The sequence below is a fragment of the Pseudomonas sp. B21-051 genome, assembly GCF_024748795.1.
Taxonomy (GTDB): Bacteria; Pseudomonadota; Gammaproteobacteria; order Pseudomonadales; family Pseudomonadaceae; genus Aquipseudomonas; species Aquipseudomonas putida_A.
In genome coordinates, this window is sequence record NZ_CP087166.1 from 1,327,877 (window position 1) to 1,352,260 (window position 24,384).

Sequence of the window (24,384 nt, forward strand, 5' to 3'; positions counted from 1 at the left end):
GGAGGAATGACGGGATGGACTATCCAAAAAGTGTGCCTAGCGCCGGTCTGGTGAATGGCAAGTTTATTGATGAAAACCCGCTGACCGGGACGCCGGGGTCACTGATCCCGGCAGACTGGGGCAACGGGGTAACGCAGGAAATTCTCAACGTGATCAAGGCCGGGGATCTGACTCCGGACGAGAAGAAATACGATCAGTTGTTGCAGGCGATTCAGAGCGTTTCGGCCAAGGGCTGGAATCTGGATTCGGCGTTGCCCATCGGGTCGTTGCCAACCGCTACCGTTGCTACGGCAGACGGGCGACTGCCGATCACGCCAGCGGCTGTTGCCACCAGTGGCGGGCGAGTCTCGATTCCGGCCGCCGTGCTGATCAGCCTCGGTCAGGAAGTGGTGGCCGGGCAGTTGGGGCGTTCGCGCACGTTCACCACTCAGGCATGGAGCAGCCCCGATTTGCTGCCAAGCACCGGTTATTTCTTGCGGGCCCAGGTGATCGGCGGTGTGCTGACCTTTTACATGCAACGCGGCACGATTTATGACGCTGCACCGGAAGGGTTGAAGGGTACGGTCAATGGTGCGGCGGGCGGTGGTTTCCAGTCTACGCCGCTGGATCTCTGTCTGGCCTGGGTCGTCACGGCAGGACCGGGTTCGATGCCCACTGTCAGAGCGATCTACAACCGTAGTCGGTTGTCGTGGACGCAAACGGTTAACGGCAACGGTGTGGTTTATCTGCCACTTGATCCGCATGCCCGTGCGGCACGGTTGGTGGTGGGGAATCCAACCCCGCATCCGACCGGTATAACCACGGTGGCCTTCGCTCCGGGAGGATGGCTGGGGGGCAACTATTCTTACCTGAATCCGACAGTTACTACTTCCAGTAATTGGGATGGCTGGAGCACCGTCGGTGCTTCGGTAGGAATCTTCACGAGTAACGTTGTCAACGACACGACGGTTTCCACGCTATCAGCCAGTTTCGACCATGCAGAGTTGCGTTCGCTTTGGCAGGTTTATCAAAGCGAACACACCCTCGGCTCGGGAAATGCCTCAAGTGATGAGTTGTTATTTGGCATGGGAATCAAGAGTTTTTCTCAAGCCGATTACGCCAACGGTATTGCGATCAACTTTACCTCAGCCATCAATGTGCATTTTTCCTGGGAGCTGATCCGATGATCATCATTCAAGAACTTCACCACTTCGAAGAAGGCTTGCGCCCGGCCCAGCCGTCCAGTGCCCATGATTGGGATGGAGAAAAATGGCAGCTGAATGCGTCCCGAGTCGCCGAACTGGAATTTCAGGAAGCCGAACAGTTGTGCTCCAAGGTCGATGCGGCGGCCGACAGTGTTCGCACCGTTTTGGCCGGCGACCCGCTCAAAGCCATGGAGTACGCCCAGGCTGCTGCAGACGCCCAGGCCTATCAGGACGCCGGTTATCCGAAAAAAGAGGTGCCACTGTCGGTTGCTGCGTGGGTAGTCAAAGGTCGTACCGCCAAACAGGCTGCGGAGCAGATCCTGAGCAAGGCCGACCAACTTACCGATCATCTGCTGACCCTGCGCACCTTGCGCCTGAAGGCCAAAAACCAGATCCGCACGCATGCGGCCAAAGGCAATCTCGATCTGGCGCGAAGTGCGAGCGATGACGCGTTGGCGGCGATTCGCGAACTGGTCAGCAGCTAGAAGCTCTAGTCGCAACGCCTTCGTTCTGCATCACCCAAGCCCACTTCGATGTGGGCTTTTTATTTTCAGAAAACAGACCGCCACTGGCTCGCAGCAGCGATCGCCGCGACGCGGTTCATTTGTATTTCAGAGGAACGAAAGACCTATGGATTATCCAAAAAGCGTCCCCAGCGTCGGCCTGGTCGATGGCCGCTTCGTCGATGAAAACCCGGTGGCGGGAACCCCGGGTTCGTTGATTCCGGCGGTGTGGGGTAACAGCGTCACTCAGGAAATCCTGAGTGTGATTGCAGGTGGCGGGCTGGTGGCTTCTGAAGCCGATACCGGTCAGTTGTACAGGGCGATTCAGTCGATCATCGGCAGAGCGAGCCCGATGCGTTCGGTGGTCACTCGTCTGGCGACATCCAGATCGCTGACTGAAGCTGAGTTGGGACTCGTTTTGATCGACGGCAGCTCCGCGCCGATGACGGTGACATTGCCATTAGCCGACGCGGCCTTGGGTATTCGCGACGTCATTGTCCGGCGGATGGACAACAGCGGCAATCGACTCGTTGTGCAGACCTCCGACGCTGACAAGGTTCGTTTTCACACACACCTCTCGCCTGGCGGTTACCCCTTTCTGGTGCTGATGGGCAACGGGGACTGGTGGCATCTGCGCAGTGACGGGGCGGGGAGTTGGTGGCCGATCGGTCGCTTTGATAACAGCGCTTTGGGGCGGCCTTTTTTTGAAACCACTCTGTCGCTCAATCCAGGTGGCTATGGCTTTCCCAACGGTGATCTGTTCAGGCGCGCCGAATGGCCTTGGTTGTGGGATTTTGCTCAGGCGTCCGGCGCATTGACGACCGAAGCGGCCAGAACTGGCCGGGAAGGCGGATGGACCAGTGGCGATGGTGCCTCGAATTTCCGGATTCCCGAGATTCGCGGCGAGTTTCTGCGAGTGCTCAGTGAAACCAGAAACGTTGATCCCGGTCGCGTGTCCGGCAGCCTGCAAATGCATGCGTTGCAGAGTCACAACCATTATCTGCCGACGGGAACAGGGGCTTCTTTCAAACCGGCCCCGGCGATTCCAGACGGTGTCTGGGATGTCGGCACCAATGTCAACTTTTCACCGACGACAACGACCGTGGCAACAACGTACCCCAACCCTGCATTCGACTCGGACACTTACATCGGCAACATCGGCAATTTTTCGGCTGAAACCCGTCCGCGAAATATTGCCTATCCCGCGCGTATAAAACTGATCTGAGGTGCACATGTTCAATTATCTGATAGACGATAGCGGTGCATTAACCGGCCCTGTCGAGTTTCCACTAGTGCCGGGGATCGGTCTGCAACTGCCGAGTAACGCCGTGACGCTGAGCATCGAACTTTCCCCGGCCCCAAGCGGTTTTGCCTGGGCTTATGTCAATGGTTCTCTGCAACAGCAAGCGGACTATCGCGGCGATGTTTACCGCACTGACACCGGCATGAGGCATACCTGGACGGCATTGGGCGAGTTGCCGGAAGGCTTCACCACGTTGCCATGGCCGGGCGGCTTCCATGCCTGGGTGGACAATGCGTGGCAAGTCGATGACGTCGCGCAGTTGGCGGATTGCAAACGCGTCGTTCTTGCTCAAAGAGATGTGTTACTGCGCGATGCCGTCCTGCGCATCGCGCCGCTGCAATACGCCGAAGATATTGGCGATGCCAACCATGACGAACAACTGCTGCTGATCGAATGGAAGCTCTATAGCGTCGAGCTGAACCGCATCGAAAAGCAGGCCGGTTTCCCCGACGAAATTACCTGGCCGGTCGCTCCCGGCGCAGTCGTAGCCAACTGATTTCAGCAAAGGGAGCAGTGCAATGGATTATCCAAAAAGTATTCCCGGCGTTGGCCTGGTCAACGGCGGCTTCGTCGATGAAAACCCGATCGCCGGCTCGCCGGGATCATTGATCCCGGCCGCGTGGGGCAACAGCGTCACGCAGGAAATTCTCAATACGATCAAGGCTGCCGGGCTGACGCCCGATGAAGCCAGAACCGACCAATTGGCCACGGCCATTGGTGCGCTGGTCGACTTCAGCAAACTGAAAAACACCCCGACCACGCTGGCCGGTTACGGCATCACCGATGCGGTGGGGCGGTTGTTGGCGGTGCGGCAGATCGAGACGGTCGGGATCACGGTTTACAAGCCCAACCCCAGGGCCAAACGGATTCGCGTGCGGTTGGTGGGGGCGGGTGGTTCGGGTGGTGGTTGTGAGCCTGTGCCGGCAGGTAGCCAGATGCTTGGTGGCGGTGGTGGTTCCGGTGCTTACGCGGAAAGCCTGTATGACGTTACCGCCCAAATGCTGGCTGGCGTACCGGTCTCGCTGGGCGCGGGCGGTGCAGTCAGCAACACCACAGGTCTGGCGGGTGGTGGTGCTTCTTTTGGCGCCTACATGAGCGTTTCGGGAGGCGGCGGTGGGCAAAAACTGGCGATCGTGACTTCGGCTACATCGTCCGGATTCATTCAGGGCGGGGTCGGCGGGACGGTAACAGGCGGCAACTTGTGCAGCGCCCGCGGCATCACGGGGGGATTCGGGATGAGTAACGCCAATTGGGGGCTGCTCTCAGGTTGCGGGGCTCCGAGTCCGTTCGACGGCGGGGCATCTTTTACCGGATCCAACACAGCTGGTAACGCAGGTATCCGTGGTTCGGGCGGCAGCGGTTCGTGCTCGGTCAGCGCGTCGGCTTCAATCATCAGCGGCGCTGGCGGCAACGCCTTCTGTGAAATCTGGGAGTACGAATAATGGCCCGTTATGCACGAGTGGAAAATGGTGTCGCGGTCGAACTGATCGACACCGGCGACTACGCGATCACCCAACTGTTTGCTCCCGCTTTCGTCGAGTCGATGATCCCGGTGTCTGAGGGCGTGCAGATCAAAATCGGTGTGCCCATCGGCGAGCTGCGCCTTGAGTTCGCGCAGTCACCATTAATCGAAAGTCCGGTCGTTATTCCTGAAATCGTCCCCGAGGAGCAAGAGCCTCTGGCGGCAGCGCGTACCTGGCGAAAAAACAGTTTGTCGGCCACCGAATGGTGGGTGACGCGGCATCGTGACGAGCAGGAACTGGGGCGCGGGACGACGCTCAAGGCGGCGCAGTATCTGGAATTGCTGGAGTACCGCCAGGCGCTGCGCGACTGGCCGGATTCAAGTCATTTCCCGGCATTTGCTTTCCGTCCGTCAGTGCCGGAATGGCTGGGGGGCGTACATGTCTGAGGCCATGTTTTATGTTTTCAAACAGGGAGAAGAGTGATGGATTACCCAAAAAACATTCCCAGCGCAGGTTTAGTGAACGGCAGGTTTGTAGATGAAAACCCTCTCACCGGAACCCCGGGTTCATTGATTCCGGCGAGCTGGGGAAACGGCGTAACTCAAGAGATTCTTGAAGTCATCAAAAGTGCGGGCGCAGCCGCCGATGAAAGTGATAACACTCAGCTCAAAGCGGCAATCGATACGCTGATCTCGAAGAAACAAAGCGACAGTCTGGCCAGTCAGGAAGAAGCAGAGGCGGGCGCCAGCAATACACGGTTGATGACGCCGCTACGAGTGTTTCAATCCATAGCGAAAAAGATGCAACAGGCGACAGAGTCGCTGATGGGGATTGCAAAGCTTGCTTCTCAGGCAGAGGTCAACGCCGGTGTCAGTGATACCTCTGTCGTGACCCCTAAAAAACTCAGGCTCGGGTTCATGGTAAGACTGGGAGCATCCGGTTATATCGTATTCCCCTCGTGGATGGGCGGGGTGATTATCCAGTGGATCACCGGAGGCGCGAGCCAGGCGGGCAACAATGATTACGGCGATCTGAATCTATGGCCGCTGGTCTTTCCAAATGCACTATTTCTTGCCGTCGCGACCCATGAGGGCACGGCACCCGGAACACAGCTGATCTGGAACAACAACGCGACCGTGAGTCGCCAGGCAGGCATCAATGTTCGTTGTCCTGAATGGCCGTCAGGCTCCATTTCCGCTCGGGTCATCGGAATAGGGTATTGAGCATGTATTACTTTTCTCCGAAAACTTCCGGCTTTTATCACGCCGATCTGCATGGCGCCAATATCCCCGCGGACGCGTTCGAATTGAGCGAGGGCGAGTATTGCGCGCTGGTCTCGAACGCTCCAAAGGGAACCGTTCTTTCCCTGACCGTCAGCGGGCGCCCTGAACGGGTGCTACTGGCAGAGCAAACCCCCGATGTCATGGAACGGACCTGGCGAGACAAGGTATTGGATCGTACCCAGTGGCTGGTTCTTCGCGATGCCGAAGAACTGGAAATGGGCGAGGGCACAACCCTGCGTACCGAGGAGTTCAAACAACTGCTGGCCTATCGGCAGGCGCTGCGCGACTGGCCCGACAATCCAGACTTCCCGGAGGCGCGTTCTCGCCCGGCTGAGCCTGACTGGCTTGAAGAAATGCTGCGGGTCGATGGCTGAGCGGTTCGCTCTCACTCAAGGATAGATAGATATGGATTACCCCAAAAGTGTTACTGGCTCCGGTTTGGTTGACGGAAAATTTGTCGACGAAGACGCCATCGCCGGAACACCGGGATCGCTGATCCCGGCGAGCTGGGGCAACAGCGTTACCCAGGAGATTCTCGGCGCGATTACTGCGGCCGGTTTGAAACCTGATGAAGCACAAACCGATCAGTTGGCGCAGGCCATCCGCCAATTATCGAAGCCTGATCCACTGCAGCAGTTTCCGGCACAGGTGTATCGCCGGAATGTGCTGATCAATGGCGGCTTCGATATCTGGCAGCGCGGAACGACCAACCCAGGCCCCAATATTGGAGGGTATGTAGCCGATCGTTTTCGTTGCGACTGGAATGGCAATGCGGGCGTCGCCATCTCTCAGCAGAGTTTCGCGCCTGGGCAGAGCGAAGTCGCCGACGAACCGCAGTTTTTCCTGCGCTGGCAGCAGACCCAGGCAGGCACCGCCGCCACCGTCCACAGGGTTTCTCAGACTGTTGAATCGGTCCGAACCCTGGCAGGGAAAACCGTCACAGTCAGCTTCTGGGCGCGTTCCGATGCGGCCAGACCGTTGAGAGTATCGGTCATTCAGAACTTCGGTTCCGCAGGTTCCGAATCCGTTGAGAAAACCGTCGATGTTTTTCAGCTCGACACATCATGGAAGAAGTACAGCGCAACGTTTCGTCTGTCGGGCATTGCCGGGAAGATGCTGGGCGCCAACAACTTCCTGAGGCTTGCGTTCGACCTGCCGCTGAACGTGCTGCAGACCGTGGATCTGGCGCAGATCCAGCTGGAAGAAGGGCCGGTATCGACACCTTTCGAATATCGTCCGGTGGGTGAAGAGTTGATGCTTTGCCAGCGCTACTTCGAGAAGTCCTTTGCCACGTGGTTGCCGGTACGGGCAAACAATGGCCCTGCTACTTGCATTTCAACATTCACGCAAGCGACACCTGCCAATAGCAGTCAAACGGCGATGACGGTGGGCATGTTGGTGCAAAAGAGAGTCTTGCCCACTGTCGTCATGTACTGCCCAGGCAATACCAGCAATCAGGTATGGAATCAGACCGTGGGCGCATGCACCGGCAGCATTGTGCAGGGATTGACTGAGCGTGCCATTTCGTTTGCCACCGTTACACCGGTTGGCAGTTTGCCAGGTCAGACCTTGCAGATCGAATGGACTGCTGACGCCGAAATTTAGGAGAAGCCATGAGTTATCAATTGACCACCAACGGCGTTCTTCGTCTGAGCGATTCGGCATTCGTCCCGCAGGATTCTGCCAATCGCGATTGGCTTGAGTATCAGGAGTGGTTGTCATCGGGCGGTCAGGTTATGGCCCTGAATGAAGCTCTCGAAGAATCTGTACCGAACAACACCCTGACAACTCTGGCAAAAAAATGGCTGGGGGCCGTTGTCCGCCAACCATGATTCAATCGGAGCATCCAGGGAGGATTACGCATCATGCAAATAACTGAAGACAACCTTAAAACCATCATGCCCAACGCCCGCTCCCAAGCGGGCGTTTTTGTTTCAGCACTGAATAACGCAATGACTCGTCGCCATATCGACTCGCCAAAACGCATCGCTGCGTTTCTTGCGCAGATCGGTCACGAGTCGGGCCAGTTGCAATACGTGCGCGAGCTCGGCAACAACCAGTACCTGAGCAAATACGACACTGGCACGCTGGCGTTACGTCTGGGCAACACGCCCGAGGCCGACGGCGATGGGCAGAAATACCGCGGTCGCGGGCTGATCCAGATCACCGGGCGCAGCAACTATCGGCAGTGCAGCCTCGGCCTGTTCGGCGACGAGCGCTTGCTGTCCTTGCCGGAATTGCTTGAGCAACCGCAATGGGCAGCGGAATCGGCGGCATGGTTCTGGGAGCAGAACGGCCTGAACGATCTGGCCGACCGCGATCAGTTCAACAGCATCACTCGCCGAATCAACGGCGGGTTGAATGGCCTGCAGGATCGTCTCGACATCTGGGCGCGGGCGAGGGCGGTGCTATGTCCGTCTCCTGGCGTTTAACCGGCTTTTTGTTACTGACCTTGGGGGGCGCTGCGCTGGCCTGGCAGTTTCAGGACTGGCGCTACGGACGACTACTGGCCGAGCAGGCGCGGCAGCACGCCGACACCCTCAATCAACTGAACTCGGCCGCCGCCACCGCGCAGCAGGCCGAGCAGGACAAGCGTCTGGCGCTGGAGCAACGGCTCGCGGCCAGTGAACAAACCCACTATCGAGCACTCAGTGATGCCCAACGTGATCAGGATCGCCTGCGCGATCGTCTTGCCACTGCTGATCTGCGCCTGTCAGTCCTCATCGACGCCGGCGACGCTGCCCAAGGCTGCGGGGTGCCAGCCACCGCCGGCCCCGGCGGCGTGGATCATGCAGCCGTACGCGCCCGACTTGACCCGGCGCATGCTCAACGAATTATCGCCATCACCGACACCGGCGATCGCGGACTGATTGCCTTGCAGGCCTGTCAGGCCTATGTCAGAGCGCTGGCGCCCGAACATTTTGAATGAGTCTGTGTATTGAAAGCGCAACCGGGTCGTGTACGGTGGTAGTCATTCCATCCGATCCGGAGCGCACCGTGAAAGAGATCACTCAACTGGCTGCCGAGCTCGGCCGACGTTTGCAGTTGCTCAACGCCCACGTCACCACGGCCGAGTCGTGTACCGGTGGCGGGATTGCGGAAGCGATCACGCGCATTCCCGGGAGCTCGGCGTGGTTCGAGGCCGGTTACGTGACCTACTCCAACCGGCAGAAGACCCGGCAACTGAATGTCCCCGCCGAATTGTTCGGCACGGTGGGCGCGGTCAGTCGCGAAGTCGTCGAGTCGATGGTACGTGGCGCACAGAAGCACAGCCTGGCGCGGTTTGCCGTGGCAGTCAGCGGCGTGGCCGGGCCCGACGGCGGTACACCGAACAAACCGGTGGGCACCGTATGGCTGGCCTGGGGCGTGGGCGATGTGGTTTCCAGTGAAGTTCAGCACTTCTCGGGCAACCGTGATGAAGTGCGCCGACAAACGGTGAAGGCCGCGCTAGAGGGGCTGTTGCGACTAGCGGCACGAGAAATCGAAAATCAGGGGTAGGCGATCCGCGAACGCTGTGGAATAATACTGGCTACTTATACAGGTGTTGGCCGTCAGGCCTTATTGATTACGTGAGGACTTTAATGGACGACAACAAGAAGAAAGCCTTGGCTGCGGCCCTGGGTCAGATCGAACGTCAATTCGGCAAGGGTGCCGTGATGCGTATGGGCGATCAGGACCGTCAGGCGATCCCGGCTATCTCCACCGGCTCTCTGGGTCTGGACATCGCACTCGGCATTGGTGGTCTGCCAAAAGGCCGTATCGTTGAAATCTACGGTCCTGAATCTTCCGGTAAAACCACACTGACGCTGTCCGTGATCGCCCAGGCGCAAAAAGCCGGCGCGACCTGTGCCTTCGTCGATGCCGAACACGCCCTCGATCCTGAATACGCCGGCAAGCTGGGCGTCAACGTCGATGACCTGCTGGTTTCCCAGCCGGACACCGGCGAACAGGCGCTGGAAATCACCGACATGCTGGTGCGCTCCAACGCAGTAGACGTGATCATCGTCGACTCCGTGGCGGCACTGGTACCGAAGGCTGAAATCGAAGGCGAAATGGGTGACATGCACGTGGGCCTGCAAGCCCGTCTGATGTCCCAGGCGCTGCGTAAAATCACCGGTAACATCAAGAACGCCAACTGCCTGGTGATCTTCATCAACCAGATTCGCATGAAGATCGGCGTGATGTTCGGCAGCCCGGAAACCACCACCGGTGGTAACGCGCTGAAGTTCTACGCCTCGGTTCGCCTCGACATCCGCCGTACCGGCGCGGTGAAGGAAGGCGACGAAGTGGTCGGCAGCGAAACCCGCGTCAAGGTTGTGAAGAACAAGGTGGCTTCGCCGTTCCGTCAGGCCGAGTTCCAGATTCTTTACGGCAAGGGCATCTACCTCAATGGCGAGATGATCGACCTGGGCGTGCTGCATGGTTTCGTCGAGAAATCCGGCGCTTGGTATGCCTATGAAGGCACCAAGATCGGTCAGGGCAAGGCCAACTCGGCCAAGTTCCTGGCAGACAACCCGGAAGTCGCTGCCAAGCTTGAGAAGCAGCTGCGTGACAAACTGCTGTCGCCAGCAGTGATCGCGGACTCCAAGGCCTCTGCGGTCAAAGAGACCGAAGACGACCTGGCTGACGCTGATATCTGATAACCGCGATGACCACCGCCGTACTCGATACCCTCGTCGCGGTGCGGCGAACCGCCATGGACCTGCTCGCTCGACGCGAGCACGGTCGAGTCGAACTGACGCGGAAACTGCGTCAGCGCGGCGCTGAGGCGGAAATGATCGAAACAGCCCTCGACCGGTTGACGGAAGAGGGGCTGCTGTCCGAAGCCCGTTACCTTGAAAGTTTTGTTTCCTACCGTGCCCGTTCCGGCTACGGTCCTTTACGCATTCGTGAAGAGCTGGGCCAGCGGGGTTTGCAACGTGCCGATATCGAGCTCGCTCTGCGTGAAAGCGGTATCGACTGGCAGGAGCAGCTTCGCGAGACGTGGCAGCGCAAGTTCTCCGGACACTTGCCGATTGATGCCAAGGAACGCGCCAAGCAAGGCCGTTTCCTCGCCTATCGGGGGTTTTCGATGGAGATGATCAACCGCTTGTTCAGCGGCAGAGGGATGGACGATTAAGACGGTTGAACAAAAACGGCCCGCTATGAAAATAGCGGGCCGTTTTTTTTTGCCTTCAAATTACCTTTGATGGCTCACGTGCACGTTGGGCGGTCTGCGGTTTGCTGTGAGCCCAGTTTTCCGGGAGGTTGATGTAATCCACCAGCTCCCTGAGACGGCCATGATTTCGGGCGTTGAACGCGAAGGCCAGCCGCACCAGATGGCTGTACTGCGCTTCGTCATGTTCCTCGCCGCTGTAGGCGTGTTGATGGAACTGGTCGCTCAGGCACAGATCGGCGAAAGCCTCTTGCATATGTTCCAGAGCCTGCTCGCTGAGCTTGTGATGCATACGAATCACGAACTGACGCTTGAGCCAGCGGCTGGAGTGGAAGTTGCTGTAGAACTGGTTGATCTGCTGCACCGCCTCTTCGACGCTGTAGACCAGGCGCATCAGCTTCAGGTCGGTGGGCAGGATGTAGTGGTTTTCTTCGAGCTGCTGGCGAATGAAATCCAGGGCGCCTTGCCAGAACGTACCCCCCGGCACGTCCAGCAACACCACGGGCACCAACGGACTTTTACCGGTCTGGATCAGTGTCAGCACTTCCAGTGCTTCGTCCAGGGTGCCGAACCCGCCAGGGCACAGCACCAGCGCATCGGCTTCCTTGACGAAGAACAGTTTGCGGGTGAAGAAGAAATGGAATGGCAGCAGGTTGCCAGTGCCATTCACGGTCGGGTTGGCATGTTGTTCGAAGGGCAGTGTGATGTTGAACCCGAGGCTGTGGTCACGCCCGGCACCTTCGTGCGCGGCGGCCATGATCCCGCCACCCGCACCGGTGATGACCATCATCTCTGATCGGGTCAGGGCCGCGCCGAGTTCACGGGCCATTGCATACAGGGGGTGCTCGACCGGCGTGCGCGCCGAGCCGAATACCGTGACTTTGCGCCGTCCCTTGAATTGTTCCAGCACCCGGAACGCCTGCTCCAGTTCGCGCAGGGCTTGCAGGGTGATCTTGGCGTTCCAGCGATTGTGATCTTCTTGGGCCATGCGCAGCACGGTCAGGATCATGTCGCGATAAATCGGCAGGTTCGGACTGTCGGGAGAAACCTGAGTGAGTTGTTCTTCGACCTTGCTGATGAGGTCGGGGAGTTGTTCCTGAAAATGCCGGCTGAGCAGGTCATTCGGTTGGTAAGGCATTCAACGTCTCCTTCTGCACAGAGCTGTGGCTCTGACGTGCGGCGTCAGTGCCGCGCTGCAAAAAACACACACGATCGGCAGTTCCTTTGCTGCCGTGAACAGATGATCGGGAATACTTTGAATCTAGACCCTTGCACGCAATTGCGCTGACTTCATCATTGCCATGCAGACTCGCTCCAGGCAACCGCTCATTGTTTTTTGCCGCAATGAATTCACCACTCGTCCGAACGTCCACCGTAGAGCAATCGCTCTGATTTACTGACTTACAGGTACCGTACGACAGTTTTGCGACAACGTCTGTACGCAAGGTGCACGCTTTTCAAGGATTCGCGGTGGCATGGAGGCGGGATAGATGGCCAGAGTGGTTCTGGAAATCGATACGCAGTTGTATCGGATGCTGAAAGCATCAGCCGAGACCAATCAAGTGAGTCTCGAAGAGGAGTGTTGCCGTCGGTTGGCAGGTGGTGAACGACGTTCGCGCTACTTGCAGGCCCTGGTGGCCGAATTGCGCGCCGAGGATGAACAACGGCGCGCCAACACCGGATGATTACTTCTTCTTCGCCGGGGCAGCTTTCGGGCAGTCGGAGTCCTGGTAGCTGGCCGAACCGATGGCCTTGTTGGTTTTATATTCACTGAAGTCGTAACGCATGATCGCGCCCTTGGCCATCAGCTTGCGGTACGACGGGTTATTGCACACCGAAGCACCCAACTGGAAATACACGGCTTTTGGATCAGCACGCATCTTCTCGGCGTGGCTGGCCTGCACGCTCAGGTGGTTGATCAGGGTAACGCCTTCAACGGTGTAGCCCTGATCGAGAATGTCTTCGTTGATCGCCCGCGGCGTGCCGACGCTGCTTTGTTCAGCGATGTTGCGCAGTTCGCGGTTCAGATTCTGCTCTTTCAGAGACGCAGCCTGTGCGCTGAAGGACAACGCCAATGCGATGGCCGCGGTAGGAACGATAAGGCGCAGCATGAAACTCTCCTGATTCAGTGACTGGTGGTTCGACCAGCCCCGTGGCTGTGCGTTCAGTGGCGGCGAATTATAGGGGAGCCGGTCTGGACGGTACAGGCTTGTGCCCATCGCTCTGATAAACTGGCGACCTTTATTGCCTTGCCGAGTGTTGTTCGTGTCGAGTTTTCCTGCCTGCGGGCGCTACCCGCAATGAATCACGCCCCCAACGCCGTCGCCCGCCTGCGCGACCAGCGCGAAGATGAAGGCATCAAGCCGATTCAGGCCCGTGGTTTTCGCTCCGAGCGTTGCCGCGACTGTCGGGTGATCATCAGCCATTGCCTGTGCGCCTGGCGACCGACCGTCGAAACCCGTTCCGGCATATGCCTGATCATGACCGGCAAGGAAGTGTTCAAGCCGAGCAACACCGGCTGGCTGATCGCCGATGTGGTGCGCGACAACCACGCATTCATCTGGTCGCGTACCGAGCCGGACGAACAGATGTTGGCGTTGCTCAACGACCCGCAATGGCAGCCGTATCTGGTGTTTCCCGGCGAATACGTCGAACCGTCGCGGGTGACCAATACCGTCGTACACGATAGCAGCAAACGTCCGCTGTTCATTCTTCTGGACGCGACCTGGACCGAGGCGCGCAAGATCTTCCGCAAGAGTCCGTATTTCGACCGCTTGCCGATCCTCAGCCTGCTGCCCGACAAACTCTCGCGTTATCGCCTGCGCCGCTCTACCCGCAGCGAGCACCTGTGCACCGCCGAGGTCGCGGCGTTGTGCCTGGAGTTGGCGGGGGACAGCGATGCCGCGTCGGCACTGGACGCCTATTTCGATGTATTCAGCCAGCATTACCTGGGTGCCAAACAGCAGCTGGACCTCAACGAGTCGACCCCGGCCCATGCCGAGTTGTTGCCTTATATACGAAAGCCGCAAGCCGTGTTGGCGCCATAGTGGCCCATACTTCACCCAGCGGCGGCCGTGCTGCTTGACCACCCCGGCTTCGCTGGGCATGCTTGGCGCCGATTGGGGGGCGGCCAGGATTTGAAACGCCGTGTTTGCTGTTGATTGGCGTTGAACGTGCCCCTGTGGATATCGCTTCAAAAGCGGCATCTTGAGTTGCTTTGGCCAGGCCGGAATGCGCCGCGTCTGCCATCAAAAACAGGATCATTTGAAAAATGGCCACATACGACATCCTGATTGCCGATGATCATCCTCTGTTTCGTAGCGCACTGCACCAGGCGGTGACCCTGGGCCTCGGGCCGGACGTGCGCCTGGTGGAGGTGGCGAGCATCGCCGAGCTGGAAGCGCGCCTGACCGAGAAGGCTGACTGGGATCTGGTCCTGCTGGATCTGAACATGCCCGGGGCTTTCGGCTTTTCCGGTCTGGTCATGCTGCGCGGTCAATATCCGCAGATTCCGGTGGTGATGGTTTCGGCGCAGGAAGAAGCATCGGTCATGGTCAAGTCCCGCGAGTTTGGCGCCAGTGGCTTCATTCCCAAGTCCAGCGACCTGAGCGTGATTCAGGAAGCGGTACGCAAAGTGCTCGATGGCGATGTATTCTGGCCAGCGCAGGCGTTCGAGGCGGTCAGCGTCTCCGCCGAAGCCAAAGCCGCCAGCGACGGCCTGGCCAGCCTCACCCCGCAACAGTTCCGCGTACTGACCATGGTCTGTGAAGGCTTGCTGAACAAGCAGATTGCCTACGAGCTGAACGTGTCCGAAGCGACCATCAAGGCCCACGTCACTGCGATCTTTCGTAAGTTGAACGTCCGCACCCGGACGCAGGCGGCATTACTTCTGCAACAACTTGAGTCAATTCCGAGCCAATAAAGGCTGGCGTCTTCACGCTTTTTTGACTTTTGTTGCTCTAGCTTTCCCACTCCTTTCTGGTTGGTTTTTACGTTATGTCACCTTTCAAGGGCCAGACCGGCCTGAAACGCATCCTCAACGCTTCCGGTTACTCGCTGGACGGCCTGCGCGCAGCCTTCACCGGCGAAGCCGCATTCCGCCAACTGGTGCTGCTCAATGTAGTGCTGATTCCGCTGACGTTCTTCCTGAATGTCAGTCGCGTCGAACAGGCGCTGCTGATCGCCGTTTGCCTGCTGGCACTGATCGTCGAGTTGCTGAATTCGGCGGTGGAAGCGGCCATTGACCGCATTTCCCTGGAACTGCACCCGCTGTCGAAGAACGCCAAGGACATGGGCAGCGCCGCGCAATTCGTGGCCCTGAGCATGATTGCCCTGGTGTGGGCGGTGATTCTGCTTTAAGCGATACTCGGCAAGACGATCTCGTCGCTGCGCTGCACCCCGGCGGTGAAAGCGCGGCACAGATCGAGAAACTCGCGCATGGCCGAGGTCTGGTATTTCTGCTTGTGCCAGATGAAGTAGAACTGCCGGGACAGATCCAGATCCGGGGTTTCCACCGCCACCAGGCTGCCGCGCCGAAACGCATCACGCAGCGCCAGCCGCGAAATACAGCCAATTCCCAATCCCGATTCCACCGCACGTTTGATCGCTTCGGTGTGTTCCAGCTCCAGACGGATATTCAGCGCACTGCGATGGTGACGCATGGCCTGATCGAAGGTCAGCCGCGTGCCGGAACCCTGTTCACGCAGGATCCACGCCTCGTGCGTCAGCTCTTCCATGGTCGCGCTGCCGCGTTTGGCCAGCGGATGTTGTGGCGCGCAAAACACCACCAGTTCATCTTCGACCCAGCTCTGCACTTCGATGTCCGGATGGCTGCAGTCGCCTTCGATTAGACCCAGATCAATTTCGTAATGAGCGACCTGGTGCACGATATTGGCAGTGTTCTGTACGTGTAGTTTTACTTGGCTTTCCGGATGGCGCTGCATGAAGCCGCCGATCAGCAGGGTGGCCAGGTAATTGCCGATGGTCAGGGTGGCACCCACCGACAGTGAACCGAAACCGGATTTGCCGTTGAGCAGGTCTTCGATTTCCTTGGACTGGTCGAGCAGGGCCACCGCTTGCGGCAACAGCTGTTTGCCGAGTGCGTTGAGGCTCAGGCGTTTGCCGGCACGGTCGAACAGCTGGCAGCTGGACTGACGCTCCAGTTCGGTGATCGAGGTGCTCGCCGCCGATTGCGAGAGGTTGAGCAGACCCGCAGCACGGGATACGCTTTCCTGCTGGGCGACGGCGACGAAGACTTGCAGTTGACGAAGAGTAAATCGCATATCGATATAACCGATAACCCTTATCTTAATAATCCAGTTAACAGATATTGTCGTCGCTATTAGAATGCGTTGCAATTGCGCACTGTCGGCCGCAAAGGCGAGCGCAGACCCAATATCCAGGAGTCCCACGTACATGAGCAACATGAACCACGAGCGTGTCCTCAGTGTTCATCACTGGAATGACACTCTGTTCAGCTTCAAGTGCACCCGTGATCCGGGCCTGCGCTTCGAGAACGGTCAGTTCGTGATGATCGGCCTGCAACAGCCCAACGGCCGCCCGCTTATGCGCGCTTACTCGATCGCCAGCCCGAACTGGGAAGAGCATCTGGAGTTCTTCAGCATCAAGGTGCAGGACGGTCCGCTGACCTCGCAGCTGCAGCACCTGAAGGAAGGCGACGAGATCATCATCTCGAAAAAGCCTACCGGCACCCTGGTACTGGATGACCTGAACCCGGGCAAGCATCTTTACCTGCTGAGCACCGGCACCGGTCTGGCGCCATTCATGAGCGTGATCCAGGACCCGGAAACCTACGAGCGCTTCGAAAAAGTGATCCTGGTGCACGGCGTGCGTTACGTCAACGAAGTCGCCTACCGCGAATTCATCACCGAGCACCTGCCGCAGAACGAGTTCTTCGGTGAAGCGCTGCGTGACAAGCTGATCTACTACCCGACCGTGACCCGCGAGCCGTTCGAGAACCAGGGCCGTCTGACCGACCTGATGCGCAGCGGCAAGCTGTTCAGCGACATCGGCCTGCCACCGATCAACCCGCAGGATGACCGCGCGATGATCTGCGGCAGCCCGAGCATGCTCGACGAGACCAGCGAAGTGCTCGACAGCTTCGGCCTGAAGATCTCGGCGCGGATGCGCGAGCCGGGTGACTACCTGATCGAGCGTGCGTTCGTCGAGAAGTAAGCACCCCGAAAAAGCCCCCATTGCCCGCGAAGGCAATGGGGGCTTTTTTATGCCCGAAATATTTTCTTCCTTCCTGCCTGCCACAATCCATGTAGGAGCTGCCGCAGGCTGCGATCTTTTGATCTTTCTTTTTAAGATCAAAAGATCGCAGCCTGCGGCAGCTCCTACATTGAGCGAGGTTTCAGGTGTTGGCGGGGATCACTTCCAGCACGCAAATCTGCTCCGGCGTCGGGTAATGCCAGCGCACGTCCAGATCCCAGAATTGCGCACCGTACTCGCGCTCCGGTACTGGCGTCTGATACGCCGGACGCGGATCCTGCGCCAGACACTGCTCGATCAACTCGACCAAAGGCTCGCCAAGGCGTTGAGCATGCCCGTGCGCCTGTTGCAGCGCGGCCTCCGTCCACTGCACGTCAATCAACGGTGGCGCGGCACTGGCGATGCTGTTGGAGGCTTCGGGGATGATATCGGCGTAAGGCACATAGGGTTTGATGTCGAGAATCGGTGTGCCGTCGAGCAGGTCGATCCCGGAAATGAACAGCCGATCGGCTTCGACCTTGTCCAGTTTCACCACCGACTGCCCGATGCCATTGGGCCGGTGCGTCGCACGGGTAGCGAACACGCCCATGGACTTGTTGCCGCCCAAACGTGGCGGGCGCACCTTCAGCCGTGGTTTTTCTTCCAGCGCCTGATGAAACAGGAACAACAGCCAGACATGGCTGACTTGCTCCAGGCCTTGCACGGCATCCCCCTGATCGAACGGCGCCACCAGTTCCAGCACGCCACGGGCGGCGGGGGCCAGTTGCGGCTGGCGCGGGATGGCGAACTTCTCCTTGAAGCAGGAGCGCACGAAGCCGATAGGGGAGACGCTGTAAGTCATGCTCGGTGATCAGCCGCGAACGCGCAGGGTCAGGCCTTTGAGGAAGTTGCGCAGCAACTGGTCGCCGCACGGACGGTAGTTGGTGTGGCCGACCTTGCGGAACAGTGCGCTCAGCTCAGGCTTGGACACCGGGAACTCGGCAGCCTTGAGGATCGCGTGCATGTCGTCTTCTTTGAGTTCAAAGGCCACGCGCAGCTTTTTCAGGATGATGTTGTTGGTCACCGGCACTTCGATCGGTTGCGGCGGACGGCTCTCGTCCTTGCCGCGCTTGAACACCACCAGACCGTCGAGGAAGTGCGCCATGACTTCGTCCGGGCAGCGCACGAAGCCTTCTTCGTCTTCTTCTTTCTTGTCGAGGTACGCGACGACGTCTTTCAGCTCCACGTCCATGCCGCCGAGCTTGATGATCTCGATGACTTTCTTGTCGCTGATGTCGAGCATGTAGCGCACGCTGCGCAATACGTCGTTATGAATCATGTGGGTAATCCTGATAATCGTTGTGGGCAGCACGCAGGCGCGCTGCCGGAATGTGTGGCGGCAGTGGAGGCTTTAGAACTTCTCTTTGCCGGACAGGTAGCGCCATTGGCCCACCGGTACCTTGCCGATCGATACACCGCCGATGCGGATGCGGCGGATGCCGACGACCTTCAGGCCAACCGCTTCGCAGAACTGGGCGATGATCCCCGGCTGCGGGTTCTTCATGGCGAAACGCAGGCGGTTTTCGTTCTGCCAGCTGGCCTTGACCGGCGGCAGCTCCTTGCCCTTGTGGGTGAGACCGTGCTGCAGGCGATTGAGGCCGTGGGCAACCATGTCGCCTTCGACCTCGACCACGTATTCCTGCTCGATCTTGGCCGCGTCGGCGGTCAGTTTGCGCAGCACTTTCCAGTCCTGCGTGAACACCAGCAGACCGCTGGCCTTGGGCTGCAGATCGGCGCTGGCCGTCAGGCGCAGGAAGTGCCCGCGCAACGGACGTTTGCCATAGCGGTGCTCGTCGCTGAGGGTGTCGGCGCTGAGCGATTGCATGGCGGTGTCGATATCAATGCCGGCCGGCACGTTGAGCAGGATGGTCACCGGCTCCGGTGCGGTGGCCTGGGCGTCCTTGTCGAGCTCGACCTTCTGGTCGCCGACCTTGAATTGCGGTTCGTCGATCACTTCGCCGTCCACGGTGACCCAGCCGCCCTCGATGAACAGCTCGGCCTCCCGGCGGGAGCAACCGACCAGTTCGATGAGGCGTTTGGAGAGGCGAATCGGGTCAGTCATGACAGGGCCGTAACAAAAAAGGGGTGGGCATTGTACCTGCCTGGCGCCGGTTAAGCCCGGTTCCATTTGTAGGAGCTGCCGAAGGCTGCGATCTTTTGATCTTCAAAAAGCAAAAGATCGCAGCCTTCGGCAGCTCCTACAGTAGGATTGTGGTGTATCAGGCATGGCTGGAGCGCTGCTGATTCTGCCGCAAGCGCATATGCAGCAGCGGATACGGCTGGCCCATGCCATCCACCTCCGAGCGGCCGATCACTTCAAAACCCTGCTTGAAGTAAAAACCCAGTGCCTGCGGGTTCTGTTCGTTGACGTCGAGTTCATCGGCATTCAGGTGCTGCATGGCGTAGTTCAGCAATTGCTTGCCCAGGCCCTGGCCACGATGAGCGGGATCGATGAACAGCATTTCGATCTTGCCTGCCGCTACCCCGGCGAATCCGGTGATGCGCTGCTGACGATCCCTGGTGCAGATCAGCATCACCGCGTCCAGATAGCGGGTGAGTACCAGATTGCGCAGCAACTCGATGTAGCTGTCCGGCAGGAAATCATGAGTCGCGCGAACCGAGGCCTCCCAGACCCGGGTCAGTTCCTGATAATCGCTGAGTTTCGGCGTGTGAATGACCGAATGCTGACGCATGCCCGTCGCCTCTTTCCAGTGGATAAGCGGGATTCCTTCCCACAGCAAACGATAGCCGTAAAAAAGCCCCGCATCTCGTAAAAAAGAGCGGGGCTTTTGATATCAGCGCAATCCCTGCAGGAGCTGTCGAGTGAAACGAGGCTGCGAGCTTTCCAAGAGCAAAAGATCGCAGCCTGCGGCAGCTCCTACAGGTGCGCGGTGTTTAGATCTGCTCAGCCCACAGGTCGTATTCGTCGGCGTCAGTCACCTTGCACCAGACCTTGTCGCCCGGCTTGAGGTTGCTGCCGTTGTCGATGAACACGTTGCCGTCGATTTCCGGGGCATCGAAGAAGCAGCGGCCAACCGCGCCTTGCTCGTCGACTTCGTCCACCAGCACTTCGATCTCGCGGCCGATGCGCATTTGCAGGCGTGCCGAGCTGATCGCCTGTTGGTGCGCCATGAAGCGCTCCCAACGATCCTGCTTGACGTCGTCCGGCACTACTTCCAGATCCAGATCATTGGCGGGCGCACCATCGACCGGCGAGTACTGGAAGCAGCCGACGCGGTCGAGCTGGGCTTCGGTCAGCCAGTTCAGCAGGTACTGGAAGTCTTCTTCGGTTTCGCCCGGGAAGCCGACGATGAAGGTCGAACGGATGATCAGATCCGGGCAGATCTCGCGCCAGTTCTTGATCCGCGCCAGGGTCTTGTCTTCGAACGCCGGGCGTTTCATCGACTTCAGGACCTTCGGGCTGGCGTGCTGGAACGGGATGTCCAGGTACGGCAGGATCTTGCCGGCGGCCATCAGCGGGATCAGCTCGTCAACGTGCGGGTATGGGTAAACGTAGTGCAGACGCACCCACACGCCCAACGTGCTCAGCGCTTCGCAGAGTTCGGTCATGCGGGTTTTCACCGGCGCGCCGTTCCAGAAACCGGTGCGGTATTTCACGTCGACGCCGTAGGCGCTGGTGTCTTGCGAAATCACCAGCAGCTCTTTGACGCCGGACTTGACCAGACGCTGGGCTTCGTCGAGCACATCGCCCACCGGACGGCTGACCAGTTTGCCGCGCATCGACGGGATGATGCAGAAGCTGCAGCTGTGGTTGCAGCCTTCGGAAATCTTCAGGTACGCGTAGTGACGCGGGGTCAGCTTGATGCCTTGCGGCGGTACCAGGTCGATCAGCGGGTTGTGATCCTGACGCGGCGGCACCACTTCGTGCACGGCGTTGACCACTTGCTCGTACTGCTGCGGACCGGTCACGGCCAGCACGCTCGGGTGTACGTCGCGGATATTGCCTTCTTCCACGCCCATGCAACCGGTGACGATGACCTTGCCGTTTTCCTTGATCGCTTCACCGATCACTTCCAGCGACTCAGCTTTGGCCGAGTCGATGAAACCGCAGGTGTTGACCACCACCACGTCGGCGTCCTGATAGGTGGACACCACGTCATAGCCTTCCATGCGCAGCTGGGTCAGGATGCGCTCGGAGTCGACCAGTGCTTTCGGGCAACCCAGAGATACAAAGCCAACCTTTGGATTGGCCGGCGCAGGAGTGGTGGACATGTCTAACCTCGGTGTTTTGTGACGTCGCTTGCCGTGTGGGAAAACCGACGGATGGGCGCTTAGGGTGCGCCTCTGATCAAAAAGTGCGCAATTCTAGCGATGAGCAACGCACTTGACCAGCTTTATGCAGGGAAATACGACGAGTGCTGCGCTATGCTTCGCGCCGTTGAGCTTTACCAATTTTTTACAGTCAACAAAACGTCTGTAACAACAGGTAAAACAGCGCATGCTGCACCACAAAGCATAGTGCTTCATTCAAAGAAGCCGGTTCGAGAATCAGGAGTGTTGGATGGGTCAGGCAAGTAGTCAGGCGGCGGGCGCCGAGCATTCGGCTGCAAAACCGCTGAGCATGCTGGTCGCGGCAGTCGGAGTGGTTTACGGCGACATCGGCACGAGCCCGTTGTACACCCTCAAAGAAGTGTTTTCCGGCGCGTATGGCGTGCCCGTCAATCACGATGGTGTGCTGGGCATTCTGTCGTTGATCTTCTGGTCGCTGATCTGGGTCGTTTCGATCAAATACATGATGTTCGTCCTGCGCGCCGACAACCAGGGCGAGGGCGGCATCATGGCGCTCACCGCACTGGCACGCCGTGCGGCGGGCAAGCGCAAGAGGTTGCGTTCGTTGCTGGTGGTTTGCGGACTGATCGGCGCGGCGCTGTTTTACGGCGACAGCATGATCACCCCGGCGATTTCCGTGTTGTCGGCGATCGAAGGCTTGGGCCTGGCGTTCGACGGCATCGACCACTGGGTGGTGCCGTTGTCGCTGGTGGTGCTGGTCGGCTTGTTTCTGATCCAGAGTCACGGTACGGCGCGGATCGGCATTCTGTTCGGGCCGATCATGGTCACCTGGTTCCTGGTGCTCGGCGCTCTCGGCGTTTACGGCATCAGCCATTACCCGGAAGTGCTGCATGCGATGAACCCGGTCTGGGCCGTGCGCTTTTTCATGGTTCACACTGGCATGGGCGTGGCGATCCTCGGCGCGGTAGTGCTGGCGCTGACCGGCGCTGAAGCGCTGTACGCCGACATGGGCCACTTCGGTCGCAAGCCGATTGCCCGTGCCTGGTTCCTGCTGGTGCTGCCGGCGCTGGTGCTGAACTACTTCGGTCAGGGCGCGCTGCTGCTGGAAAACCCGGAAGCGGCGCGTAACCCGTTCTACCTGCTGGCACCGAGCTGGGCGCTGATTCCGCTGGTGGGGCTGTCGACCCTGGCCACGGTAATCGCCTCGCAAGCGGTGATCTCCGGCGCGTTCTCCCTGACTCGTCAGGCGATCCAGCTCGGTTACATCCCGCGCATGTACATTCAGCACACCTCCAGCGATGAACAAGGCCAGATCTACATTGGCGCAGTGAACTGGTCGCTGATGGTCGGCGTAGTGCTGCTCGTACTCGGCTTTGAATCCTCTGGCGCGCTGGCTTCGGCCTACGGCGTGGCAGTGACCGGCACCATGCTGATGACCACCATTCTGGTGTCGGCCGTCATGCTGCTGCTGTGGAAATGGCCGCCGATCCTCGCGGTGCCGGTGCTGATCGGTTTCCTGCTGGTGGACGGTCTGTACTTCGCCGCCAACGTGCCGAAGATCGTGCAGGGCGGTGCATTTCCGGTGATCGCCGGTATCGCTCTGTTCGTGCTGATGACCACCTGGAAGCGCGGCAAGCAACTGCTGGTCGAACGCCTCGACGAAGGCGCGTTGCCGCTGCCGATCTTCATCAGCAGCATCCGCGTGCAACCACCGCACCGCGTGCAGGGCACGGCAGTGTTCCTCACCGCACGCTCCGACGCGGTGCCGCACGCGCTGTTACACAACCTGCTGCACAACCAGGTGCTGCACGAGCAAGTGGTGCTGCTGACCGTGGTCTACGAAGACATCCCGCGCGTACCGCCATCGCGACGTTTCGAAGTCGAGGCCCACGGCGAAGGCTTCTTCCGGGTGATCCTGCACTTCGGCTTTACCGACGAGCCGGACGTGCCGCAGGCGCTGAAGCTGTGTCATCTGGATGAACTGGACTTCAGTCCGATGCGCACCACCTACTTCCTCAGCCGCGAAACGGTAATCGCCTCGAAACTCGAAGGCATGGCCCGTTGGCGTGAGGCGCTGTTTGCGTTCATGTTGAAGAATGCCAACGGCAACTTGCGGTTCTTCAATCTGCCGCTGAACCGGGTGATTGAGTTGGGGACGCAGGTGGAGATGTAGCTGCGCCCTAACTGGAAAGCCTCCGTCAGCCTTGTGGCTGGCGGGGCTTTTTTGTGGGCGGCAACTTCAGATCAAAAGATCGCAGCCTTCGGCAGCTCCTACATGGAGTGCGAAACCTGTAGGAGCTGCCGAAGGCTGCGATCTTTTGATCTTCAAACCTCTACGAGCATTCAGGTATCTCTGCTTCAGACTCGGTCTTCGTCCGCGCAGTTCGCGGCATCAGTGTCTGTATCACGTCATCAATCAAGGCTTTGCCCATCACGGTCAGGTAATGCGCAGCCCAGGCATGGCGGTCGGTGTCTCTGGTGAAGGCAGCGTCCTCGGCGAAGGATTTGGCGAGGGACAGCAGGTCGGAAGATTGGGACAGGGCATCGATGATCGGGATGCCGGCGCGGACGTTGAAGAACGCTTGATCCGAGTGGTAGAGGAAGGGGGGGCAGCCGATGGTTTTAACGTTTGCGGGTCCGTGCAGATCAGTTTCGGTCATCGTGTTACTCCTTGGTTCGAAGTGCCGCGACTTTCGTTACCACACGAAAGGGAGGCAACTGTACGCAGGGTGGTAAACCGGGAACCAAGGAAACCGGCACGCTCGAAAGCGTCCCACGCACAGCCGCCATTACTCGATGAGCGGGCTCTTGCGCTGGTTTCTCCGGGTTACCACACCCGATCGCTGAATGGGTCAACGACGTCCGGAGAGTATCCCGTCAAAAAACAGCGCAACAGGGCAGCAGGCCGCCCCAATGTGAGTTTCGGAGTTTGCCTACAAGGTCTGTGGGCGTCATCCGATATTGCGAGA

The 24,384-nt window shown here is 59.1% G+C and carries 30 protein-coding genes; 21 read left to right on the forward strand and 9 right to left on the reverse strand.

Features of this window, described 5'->3' with window-relative positions:
• The first annotated feature begins 14 nt into the window (after window positions 1-14).
• The 15 genes from LOY52_RS05845 to recX all read left to right on the forward strand — a co-directional run bounded on the left by LOY52_RS05845 (window position 15) and on the right by recX (window position 10,855).
• On the forward strand, window positions 15-1,166 hold the full coding sequence (locus LOY52_RS05845) for a phage tail protein (RefSeq protein WP_258678654.1): 1,152 nt from the start codon (window positions 15-17) through the stop codon (window positions 1,164-1,166).
• Entirely contained in the window at window positions 1,163-1,669 is a 507-nt protein-coding gene (locus LOY52_RS05850; RefSeq protein WP_258678655.1) for a phage tail protein, read from the forward strand. Before LOY52_RS05845 ends, LOY52_RS05850 begins: the two co-directional genes overlap by 4 nt.
• A gap of 145 nt (window positions 1,670-1,814) precedes the next feature.
• The gene (locus LOY52_RS05855) at window positions 1,815-2,912 is read left to right on the forward strand and encodes a phage tail protein (RefSeq protein ID WP_258678656.1); all 1,098 of its coding nucleotides are present in this window, start codon (window positions 1,815-1,817) and stop codon (window positions 2,910-2,912) included.
• Between the two features lie 7 nt (window positions 2,913-2,919).
• A complete protein-coding gene (locus LOY52_RS05860) occupies window positions 2,920-3,486 on the forward strand; it encodes a tail fiber assembly protein (RefSeq protein ID WP_258678657.1) in 567 nt (188 codons plus the stop codon).
• Window positions 3,487-3,508: 22 nt separating this feature from the next.
• Window positions 3,509-4,432 carry a hypothetical protein gene (locus LOY52_RS05865; RefSeq protein ID WP_258678658.1) on the forward strand — a complete coding sequence of 308 codons (924 nt, stop codon included), beginning with the start codon at window positions 3,509-3,511 and terminating at the stop codon, window positions 4,430-4,432.
• Complete coding sequence (locus LOY52_RS05870; RefSeq protein ID WP_258678659.1) at window positions 4,432-4,899, forward strand: phage tail assembly chaperone; 468 nt, start codon at window positions 4,432-4,434, stop codon at window positions 4,897-4,899. The genes LOY52_RS05865 and LOY52_RS05870 overlap by 1 nt, the downstream gene beginning before the upstream one ends.
• 36 nt (window positions 4,900-4,935) lie before the next feature.
• Window positions 4,936-5,676, forward strand: coding sequence for a hypothetical protein (locus LOY52_RS05875; RefSeq protein WP_258678660.1), 741 nt, complete (start codon window positions 4,936-4,938; stop codon window positions 5,674-5,676).
• Window positions 5,677-5,678: 2 nt separating this feature from the next.
• Complete coding sequence (locus LOY52_RS05880) at window positions 5,679-6,110, forward strand: phage tail assembly chaperone (protein ID WP_258678661.1); 432 nt, start codon at window positions 5,679-5,681, stop codon at window positions 6,108-6,110.
• 31 nt (window positions 6,111-6,141) lie between these two features.
• Window positions 6,142-7,341 (forward strand): carbohydrate binding domain-containing protein, encoded by a 1,200-nt coding sequence (locus LOY52_RS05885; RefSeq protein ID WP_258678662.1) that lies wholly within the window; start codon window positions 6,142-6,144, stop codon window positions 7,339-7,341.
• Between the two features lie 8 nt (window positions 7,342-7,349).
• Window positions 7,350-7,568 carry a hypothetical protein gene (locus tag LOY52_RS05890; protein ID WP_258678663.1) on the forward strand — a complete coding sequence of 73 codons (219 nt, stop codon included), beginning with the start codon at window positions 7,350-7,352 and terminating at the stop codon, window positions 7,566-7,568.
• A 33-nt stretch (window positions 7,569-7,601) separates the two neighbouring features.
• Window positions 7,602-8,168 (forward strand): glycoside hydrolase family 19 protein, encoded by a 567-nt coding sequence (locus LOY52_RS05895; RefSeq protein ID WP_097086509.1) that lies wholly within the window; start codon window positions 7,602-7,604, stop codon window positions 8,166-8,168.
• Window positions 8,147-8,665, forward strand: a complete 519-nt coding sequence (locus LOY52_RS05900) for a lysis protein (protein ID WP_258678664.1) — start codon at window positions 8,147-8,149, stop codon at window positions 8,663-8,665. The genes LOY52_RS05895 and LOY52_RS05900 overlap by 22 nt, the downstream gene beginning before the upstream one ends.
• Before the next feature lie 68 nt (window positions 8,666-8,733).
• Complete coding sequence (locus tag LOY52_RS05905) at window positions 8,734-9,234, forward strand: CinA family protein (RefSeq protein WP_258678665.1); 501 nt, start codon at window positions 8,734-8,736, stop codon at window positions 9,232-9,234.
• 83 nt (window positions 9,235-9,317) lie between these two features.
• Window positions 9,318-10,376: a recombinase RecA gene (gene recA / locus LOY52_RS05910; RefSeq protein ID WP_003222269.1), complete on the forward strand. Its 1,059-nt coding sequence runs from the start codon at window positions 9,318-9,320 to the stop codon at window positions 10,374-10,376.
• Window positions 10,377-10,384: 8 nt separating this feature from the next.
• The gene (gene recX / locus LOY52_RS05915) at window positions 10,385-10,855 is read left to right on the forward strand and encodes a recombination regulator RecX (protein WP_003222270.1); all 471 of its coding nucleotides are present in this window, start codon (window positions 10,385-10,387) and stop codon (window positions 10,853-10,855) included.
• A gap of 55 nt (window positions 10,856-10,910) precedes the next feature.
• Here the strand turns inward: recX and LOY52_RS05920 are convergent, their stop codons facing one another.
• Window positions 10,911-12,029: a TIGR00730 family Rossman fold protein gene (locus tag LOY52_RS05920; protein WP_258678666.1), complete on the reverse strand. Its 1,119-nt coding sequence runs from the start codon at window positions 12,027-12,029 to the stop codon at window positions 10,911-10,913.
• Between the two features lie 352 nt (window positions 12,030-12,381).
• Between LOY52_RS05920 and LOY52_RS05925 the strand changes: the two genes are divergently transcribed.
• On the forward strand, window positions 12,382-12,576 hold the full coding sequence (locus tag LOY52_RS05925) for a hypothetical protein (protein WP_007964369.1): 195 nt from the start codon (window positions 12,382-12,384) through the stop codon (window positions 12,574-12,576).
• Here LOY52_RS05925 and LOY52_RS05930 read toward each other — a convergent pair whose 3' ends face one another.
• Window positions 12,577-13,002, reverse strand: coding sequence for a PA3611 family quorum-sensing-regulated virulence factor (locus tag LOY52_RS05930; RefSeq protein WP_047601217.1), 426 nt, complete (start codon window positions 13,000-13,002; stop codon window positions 12,577-12,579).
• Between the two features lie 189 nt (window positions 13,003-13,191).
• On the opposite strand from LOY52_RS05930, the gene LOY52_RS05935 reads away from it, so the two are divergent.
• The 3 genes from LOY52_RS05935 to LOY52_RS05945 all read left to right on the forward strand — a co-directional run bounded on the left by LOY52_RS05935 (window position 13,192) and on the right by LOY52_RS05945 (window position 15,250).
• A complete protein-coding gene (locus tag LOY52_RS05935; protein ID WP_258678667.1) occupies window positions 13,192-13,938 on the forward strand; it encodes a tRNA-uridine aminocarboxypropyltransferase in 747 nt (248 codons plus the stop codon).
• Between the two features lie 224 nt (window positions 13,939-14,162).
• Window positions 14,163-14,813 (forward strand): response regulator transcription factor ErdR, encoded by a 651-nt coding sequence (erdR, locus tag LOY52_RS05940; protein WP_258678668.1) that lies wholly within the window; start codon window positions 14,163-14,165, stop codon window positions 14,811-14,813.
• 74 nt (window positions 14,814-14,887) lie between these two features.
• The gene (locus LOY52_RS05945; protein ID WP_003222276.1) at window positions 14,888-15,250 is read left to right on the forward strand and encodes a diacylglycerol kinase; all 363 of its coding nucleotides are present in this window, start codon (window positions 14,888-14,890) and stop codon (window positions 15,248-15,250) included.
• Here the strand turns inward: LOY52_RS05945 and LOY52_RS05950 are convergent.
• On the reverse strand, window positions 15,247-16,173 hold the full coding sequence (locus LOY52_RS05950; protein WP_025110814.1) for a LysR family transcriptional regulator: 927 nt from the start codon (window positions 16,171-16,173) through the stop codon (window positions 15,247-15,249). The two genes, LOY52_RS05945 and LOY52_RS05950, sit on opposite strands and share 4 nt — an antisense overlap.
• 133 nt (window positions 16,174-16,306) lie before the next feature.
• Here LOY52_RS05950 and fpr point away from each other — a divergent pair, with 133 nt between their 5' ends.
• Window positions 16,307-17,086 (forward strand): ferredoxin-NADP reductase, encoded by a 780-nt coding sequence (gene fpr, locus LOY52_RS05955; protein WP_007908723.1) that lies wholly within the window; start codon window positions 16,307-16,309, stop codon window positions 17,084-17,086.
• A gap of 181 nt (window positions 17,087-17,267) precedes the next feature.
• On the opposite strand, the gene tsaA is transcribed toward fpr, so the two are convergent.
• From tsaA to rimO, 5 genes are all read right to left on the reverse strand, one after another.
• Entirely contained in the window at window positions 17,268-17,966 is a 699-nt protein-coding gene (tsaA, locus tag LOY52_RS05960) for a tRNA (N6-threonylcarbamoyladenosine(37)-N6)-methyltransferase TrmO (RefSeq protein WP_258678669.1), read from the reverse strand.
• A gap of 9 nt (window positions 17,967-17,975) precedes the next feature.
• The gene (locus LOY52_RS05965; RefSeq protein WP_258678670.1) at window positions 17,976-18,443 is read right to left on the reverse strand and encodes a DUF1456 family protein; all 468 of its coding nucleotides are present in this window, start codon (window positions 18,441-18,443) and stop codon (window positions 17,976-17,978) included.
• A 72-nt stretch (window positions 18,444-18,515) separates the two neighbouring features.
• Window positions 18,516-19,226, reverse strand: a complete 711-nt coding sequence (locus LOY52_RS05970) for an rRNA pseudouridine synthase (RefSeq protein WP_258678671.1) — start codon at window positions 19,224-19,226, stop codon at window positions 18,516-18,518.
• Window positions 19,227-19,383: 157 nt separating this feature from the next.
• Entirely contained in the window at window positions 19,384-19,857 is a 474-nt protein-coding gene (locus LOY52_RS05975; protein ID WP_258678672.1) for a GNAT family N-acetyltransferase, read from the reverse strand.
• 202 nt (window positions 19,858-20,059) lie between these two features.
• The gene (rimO, locus tag LOY52_RS05980; RefSeq protein WP_024011887.1) at window positions 20,060-21,397 is read right to left on the reverse strand and encodes a 30S ribosomal protein S12 methylthiotransferase RimO; all 1,338 of its coding nucleotides are present in this window, start codon (window positions 21,395-21,397) and stop codon (window positions 20,060-20,062) included.
• A 349-nt stretch (window positions 21,398-21,746) separates the two neighbouring features.
• On the opposite strand from rimO, the gene LOY52_RS05985 reads away from it, so the two are divergent.
• Window positions 21,747-23,588: a potassium transporter Kup gene (locus LOY52_RS05985; protein ID WP_408980434.1), complete on the forward strand. Its 1,842-nt coding sequence runs from the start codon at window positions 21,747-21,749 to the stop codon at window positions 23,586-23,588.
• A 160-nt stretch (window positions 23,589-23,748) separates the two neighbouring features.
• On the opposite strand, the gene LOY52_RS05990 is transcribed toward LOY52_RS05985, so the two are convergent.
• Entirely contained in the window at window positions 23,749-24,075 is a 327-nt protein-coding gene (locus LOY52_RS05990; RefSeq protein ID WP_258678673.1) for a DUF3077 domain-containing protein, read from the reverse strand.
• Window positions 24,076-24,384: the final 309 nt, after the last annotated feature.